The sequence below is a fragment of the Microbacterium sp. genome, assembly GCF_030149085.1.
Lineage (GTDB): Bacteria > Actinomycetota > Actinomycetes > Actinomycetales > Microbacteriaceae > Microbacterium.
In genome coordinates this window covers 1-2,454 of sequence record NZ_JASBSF010000207.1, presented here as the reverse complement: position 1 = coordinate 2,454, position 2,454 = coordinate 1, and the positions used below count along the sequence as shown (strand labels likewise).

The 2,454-nt window shown below is 63.7% G+C and carries 2 protein-coding genes and 4 tRNA genes; 1 reads left to right on the top strand and 5 read right to left on the bottom strand.

The window, feature by feature from the left end; genetic code table 11:
• Positions 1-155: 155 nt before the first annotated feature.
• The 3 genes from Q1V87_RS08330 to Q1V87_RS08320 all read right to left on the bottom strand — a co-directional run bounded on the left by Q1V87_RS08330 (position 156) and on the right by Q1V87_RS08320 (position 450).
• Positions 156-230 (bottom strand) — tRNA-Val (locus Q1V87_RS08330).
• A 26-nt stretch (positions 231-256) separates the two neighbouring features.
• Positions 257-327: transfer RNA gene (locus tag Q1V87_RS08325), tRNA-Cys, on the bottom strand.
• 50 nt (positions 328-377) lie between these two features.
• A tRNA-Gly gene (locus tag Q1V87_RS08320) sits at positions 378-450 on the bottom strand.
• A 144-nt stretch (positions 451-594) separates the two neighbouring features.
• On the opposite strand from Q1V87_RS08320, the gene Q1V87_RS08315 reads away from it, so the two are divergent.
• Positions 595-670: transfer RNA gene (locus Q1V87_RS08315), tRNA-Val, on the top strand.
• A 9-nt stretch (positions 671-679) separates the two neighbouring features.
• Here the strand turns inward: Q1V87_RS08315 and Q1V87_RS08310 are convergent.
• Positions 680-1,201: a type II toxin-antitoxin system PemK/MazF family toxin gene (locus Q1V87_RS08310; RefSeq protein WP_300591674.1), complete on the bottom strand. Its 522-nt coding sequence runs from the start codon at positions 1,199-1,201 to the stop codon at positions 680-682.
• 98 nt (positions 1,202-1,299) lie between these two features.
• Positions 1,300-2,454, bottom strand: a 1,155-nt coding sequence (locus tag Q1V87_RS08305; protein ID WP_300591673.1) for an ammonium transporter, incomplete at its 5' end; no start/stop codon positions are given.

The following is a 2,454-nucleotide window of genomic DNA, read 5'->3' as shown; positions in this document are numbered from 1 at the left end:
TCGTGAGCGTGGATCTTGGACCCTTTCGGTCGCGCCACACTGCGGCCGCAATGGGCTCAGCTCCGCCACAGGGCGCGACGGAACGTGGTGATACGGCGTCGTGCCGTGTGCCAGCAACGTAAACGAAAAACCCCCGGAATTCCGGGGGTTTCAGGTGGTGCGCGATACTGGGATCGAACCAGTGACCTCTTCCGTGTCAGGGAAGCGCGCTACCGCTGCGCCAATCGCGCCTAAAAGGCTATTCAGTTGTCATGCGAGGTGGCGACGGGATTCGAACCCGTGTAAACGGCTTTGCAGGCCGGTGCCTAGCCGCTCGGCCACGCCACCGTGTGTGGTTCGACCCACGTGTCGTGCTCCCGAAGGAAGCCCCGCACTCGAGCGGATGACGAGACTCGAACTCGCGACCCTCACCTTGGCAAGGTGATGCGCTACCAACTGCGCTACATCCGCATTGCGCCACCGTGTGGCGCTTGATCGACTTTAGTCGAGAATCGCCGCCGCGCAAAACCGAAACGGCTCCGCGCGTGTCGGAGTCCGCGGTCGTGTGCTTGACCAGGAATCCGGTAGGATCGAGACTCGGCCCGCGAGGGTCTTGGGCGATTGGCGCAGTTGGTAGCGCGCTTCCTTCACACGGAAGAGGTCATCAGTTCGAGTCTGGTATCGCCCACCACATTGAGTATCACCGACGCTTCTCGGCATCCCAGCCGTAGCGGCTACGCAGCGCGTTAGCGACGAGTACAAAGCGGTCGAGATCCAGCGCGGCGGCCTCACGGCGCATCCCCCGATGATGCACGCTGTAGAGCTGCTCGATGTCGACCCAGGATGCTCTCCCTCGCGCATCCCACGGCCCTGCCCCGATCGCGATGTAGTCCCGGTCACCGTCGTGCGGCTGGCTGGTCAGTCTCACCGCGTAGACCTGATCGGAGTCCTGGCGGCCGATCACGAGAACCGGACGATCCTTGCCTCGTCCGTCGCCTTCGGCGTAAGGCACCCAGGTCCACACGATCTCGCCGGCGTCAGCGTCCCCGTCCGCTTCGGGTGCATAACTGATCTTCAGGCCGTTCGCGCCAGGTGCCGCAATGAGCCGCGTGCGGACGGCGAGCGGCGGCGCGTCTGGTGCGGCATCCGTACGTTCCTTCCTGCGCATCGGCGGCGTGAGCGCACGCGCAACCTTACGGACAAGCGATGACAGCCGATTCACGAAGTCACCCTAACCGGCGAACACACGAGAAAACGCCTCAGGGGCGCCGCGAACCAGTCGCGACGCCCCTGAGGGTAAGGAGACGAACTCCGGGTGAATCAGACCTGCTCGGCGAGCGAGTAGCCCTCTTCGCCGTGCACGCTGGTGTCGACACCGGCGAGCTCGTCCTCGTTCTTGATGCGGAAGCCGATCGTCTTCTCGATCGCGAAGCCCAGGATCCAGGCCACGACGAAGGAGTAGATCAGGACGCCGAAGGCTGCGATCGCCTGTACCGTGAGCTGCTCGATGCCGCCACCGAGGAAGAGACCGGTCTCGGTTGCGAAGAAGCCGAGGTACAGCGTTCCGATGACACCACCGACCAGGTGGATGCCGACAACGTCGAGCGAGTCGTCGTAGCCGAGCTTCCACTTGAGCTCGATAGCGAAGGCGCAGATCACACCGGTGACGAGACCGAGCAGGAGCGCCCAGCCGGGCGTCAGGAACGCACAGGCGGGCGTGATGGCAACGAGACCGGCAACGGCACCCGAAGCAGCACCGACCGACGTAGCCTTGCCGTCCTTGAACTTCTCGACGATCAGCCAACCGATGATGGCAGCGGCGGTCGCGCCGAGGGTGTTGATGACGATGACGCCAGCGAGGCTGTCCGGACCCATCGAGCCGTAGGTCTCGGTGTCGGCGTAGTACCAGTTCGCCTCAGCACCCGCGTTGAAGCCAAACCAGCCGAACCACAGGATCGATGCGCCGAGCATGACCAGCGGCACGTTGTGCGGCTTCTGGATGCCCTTCTGGAAGCCGATGCGCTTGCCCAGCACGAGTGCCAGCGCAAGGGCTGCAGCACCCGCGTTGATGTGAACGGCAGTACCACCCGCGTAGTCCATCACGAAGATCCCGGACTCCTCGCCGAACAGCGTGGTTCCGAGGTTCATGATCCAGCCGCCACCCCAGACCCATGCGGCCACGGGGAAGTAGACGACAGTCGCCCACACGCCGGCGAAGATCATCCACGATCCGAACCGGGCGCGGTCAGCGATGGCGCCCGAGATCAGGGCCACCGTGATGATCGCGAAGGTGGAGCCGAAGAGCGCGAGCACGAAGTCCGAGCTGGAAAGCTCAGGCGACGAGAGTGCGAAGTTCGAGAAGGGGTTTCCTGCAAAAGCCCAGGGGTCGCTCACGGCGGCCATGTTGAATCCGTAGAGGATCCAAAGCACAGCAATCAGAGCCATCGCGCCGAAGCTCATCATCATCATGCTGAT